Annotated in this window: 3 protein-coding genes; all 3 read right to left on the reverse strand. The window is 53.7% G+C overall.

Annotated features, from left to right (window positions below; all coding sequences use genetic code 11):
• Positions 1 to 859: hypothetical protein (locus tag ACJROR_RS03850; protein WP_406545944.1), on the reverse strand; the 859-nt coding region annotated here is incomplete at its 3' end.
• Positions 856 to 1,533, reverse strand: a complete 678-nt coding sequence (locus ACJROR_RS03855) for an RAMP superfamily CRISPR-associated protein (protein WP_406545945.1) — start codon at positions 1,531 to 1,533, stop codon at positions 856 to 858. The genes ACJROR_RS03855 and ACJROR_RS03850, both read right to left, overlap by 4 nt.
• Positions 1,530 to 3,188, reverse strand: a 1,659-nt coding sequence (locus tag ACJROR_RS03860; protein ID WP_406545946.1) for a Cas10/Cmr2 second palm domain-containing protein, incomplete at its 5' end; no start/stop codon positions are given. The genes ACJROR_RS03860 and ACJROR_RS03855, both read right to left, overlap by 4 nt.

A 3,188-nucleotide genomic window follows, 5' to 3' on the forward strand; every position in this document is an offset into this window, starting at 1 on the left:
TTCTGATGAATGACTTTTCCGGATCAAAGGTTCCGTCATCTTTGGAAAGCCCCGGCAGCCAGAGATTGGAGAACTGCGGCTCCCAGGTGCTCTGGGCGGTTTCCGTATTGATAAACTCCGCATCGCTGAGGCACCAGAGATAAAGCTCGCTGCCCCTGGAGGCGGGAGTTTCCAGAATGCCTGCCACGCTCTTCCGAGACTTTTCGTCCATAGGAGAGAGCCTGACCCGGCCGAATTCGCTGGATCTGCTCTTCCCGATACGGACTTCGGAATTCAGGAAATCATTCATCTCTTTTTCGGGGATGGTGTCTTTCGGGATATCGATATAGCCCCAGAATACCGCGCCGGCATTGATAAAGTTCAGGGTGAAGAGCTGTCCGTCCTTCGCTCCCTGGGTTAAGGGATCAATGGCGGTTCTGGTAATGGCGTTTCGGGTAACAGAAAACTTTTGGGCGGTACTGTCAAGATAACCGGAACGCACCTGCTTAAGCTGGGTTTTGCCGGGATCCTGAATGGCCGGATTCAGGAAGTCTGATTCGCCTTCCTGGGTTCCCTTTTCATAATGAAGACAGCTGGGGGCCGGGAGTACCACATGGAGGTTTTCGCCGCCGTTCTTGTCAGCCGGCTGACATTCCTGAAGGGGGAGACAGTTGGAAAATACCGCCTCGTTGTTCTGGAACACCCGGTTCAGTATGTTTGTGTCCAGCGTATTTTTCCGGTAGAGACTGGAGGCCAGAGCTCCGGAAACAGCGCTTCCGGCGATATAGTCAAGACACACCTGAGCGTAATCGCTGCTGTGACTGGCACTCAGAGATACGCCGTCTACAAGGGTTGCAAAGTAATAATATCTGTCAGTCATTTGGAGTCTCCCAGATCCCACATGCAGCGTCCGAAGCCGCGACGTCTCTTGCCGCCGATTTCCGTGATGAGAGCGGAAACCGCCGGGAACAGGGCGGCAATTTCAGAAAGATCCTTTGCGGTAAGCTTAAGTCCGTCCTCGCTCTCGCCGGTGTTTGCAAAGGGCGGATCCAGCGTGATTTCAGCCAGAAGATGCATGGGCACCGCTGCCTCGATGGTGCGGAGCGACTGGTTAAGAGCGGTGCCGGACTCATTGTCGATAGCCGTGCTCTGAACGGTGGTAAAGAGATATTCCTTCTTTTCTCCGATGCTTTCCTTCACAGCGGCGGGCAGGGCGGCATTGGTGAAGTGGATAAGTCCTTCGGCGTGGAGCTCGTCCTGGGAAAATCCTTCCTTTTTGCCGTCGTGTCCGAAGATCGTCTGAATAAGCCGATCCCGGAATACCGCTATGTCCAGACCTTCGGAGTTAAACTTGTCGAACCATTTGGAGTTTCCGGCCACTCTGAAGGCTTCCCGGAATACGCCCTTAAGAGTTTTTCCGGGCACAAACGGGAAACCGTCGGCATCCCTGAGAATCAGTTCGTCGGTGTAGGCTCCCTTTTCCTGACCGGCGCTGACAAACCAGCACCCCAGAAAATTAACTGTGAGCCTGAATTTGATGGTGTTATCCGTCATTCCTGACCATCCTCCTCAGTATCCTTGACGTCGTAAAAGCTTCCGGCGTCATAATTTTCATTTATGTAATGGTTGGCAATGACCAGGTCATTGAATATGGTGAACTTCTTTCCGGAAGAACCGGCATTCCTGACGAAGAAGCTTATGTAGTTGCCGGAGTCTTCCACGGAGCGGTTAAGTCTCCTGTCGGCATAGATAAGCCTGTTCATGAAATCGCTGATGGCCTCCATGATAATCTTCGTATTGGGATTACGGGAGCCGGCTTCAGTGTCACCGTCGCCGCCGGATTTCACGTTCTTCCGGAACAGAGTGAGCTCGCGCTTCCATTCCGCCGTGTCATCGTTCATCATGTGCCCGGTAATGCGGCGGATTCTGCCGGCAATAGCGGACATGGCAAGCTCGTACTTCTCTCTGTCTTCTCCCAGTTCCATGATGCGGGCGATATCGGCCAGAGTGAGGATCTTCCCGCGAACATTTGCAGGAAATTCCTCGGGATTAACAAAGAACACATTGGAGCCGGTGATGAGCTTTCCGCCGGCGCTGACCGTGGCGGTGTTAACCAGAGACTCGGCATTAAGAGTGGCGGAAAGAGACATGCGGTGCACGGCCACAGCGGAATAGAGCTTCTTGTTTGAAAGCTCTGCCGCAGTCTTGCCGGGTTCGTACATGGCAGTAAGCGCTTCCCGTTCCTCTGGTGATGCGCCGTCAAGAGAGACCTTGAGCTTGGTGAGCTTCTTGGCCATTTCAGCGAGGCCTTCCACGATCCTGATGCTGTTAAAGAAGGGATGCTTCTTTTTGTTGAAGAGGATGCCGCCGCTGGCCGTGAGGTAGAGGGGCAGCTTTTCTTTGGAGAGGGCGTTCCGGAGCACGGTGTTTTCGGGTTGGGCGATGCTGTCCTGAGAATTCCGGTAAAAGGCCGCAGCGAACTTAACCGCAAAATCGTAGGCATAGCAGGGTTCGATAAGCAGGGTAACATCGTCGCCGCCGATGACCAGAGGTCTCAGGATCATTCCCTTGGCCTTGGGCTTTCCCTGGGCTTTTTCAAGAATGTCGGAAAGAGCTTCCTGCACGGAGGAGACGGTAATGCTGTCCAACAGTCCGGAAAACTTTCTCATTTCCTCGGTGTATTTTTCCCTGGATTCGCTTTTGAGAGCCTCCCGGAGAACCATCAGAGTCTGTCCCATGCCGTTTCCGTCCATGTGGATCAAGGCGATGTCATGGTCGGTGTCCCCATCGCTGAACTTCCTGAAGTCGCTGATGAGCTTCTTGATGGAGACCGGGGTATTCTCCCAGGCTTCATTAGGGCCCACAGCTTTTTCGTAAAGCTGACATGTCAGGGCCCAGAAGTTGGTCTCCGCTTCGATGCGGACAGTGCAGAGATCCTTGTACTCCTGTCCCTTTACCGAAATCACCGCCGGAGATCCCGTGCGGGGCGTGGATTGCACGATGGCCGTGGCGCAGGGGAAGGTAACAGGGCAGTCATTGCGGGAGGTCTGCATTTTCTTGAAGGCCTTCTCGAGAAGTTCATGGAAATCCTCGTTCCCGATGGTAAGAGTATCGGTGAAGGCCATTTCCGGAAAAGCTTCCTGAAAATACAGGAGCCAGAAGGAACGCAGTCTCTCCAAAAGCTCCGGCGTATCGCTCCAGCAGTAAAA

It is taken from the genome of Succinimonas sp., assembly GCF_045225735.1.
Taxonomy (GTDB): Bacteria; Pseudomonadota; Gammaproteobacteria; order Enterobacterales; family Succinivibrionaceae; genus Succinimonas.

What these genes read in the sequence shown, in the direction of transcription:
- ACJROR_RS03855 (WP_406545945.1), bottom strand. Translation starts at nt 1,533, where the DNA reads ATGACGGATAACACCATCAAATTCAGGCTCACAGTTAATTTTCTGGGG.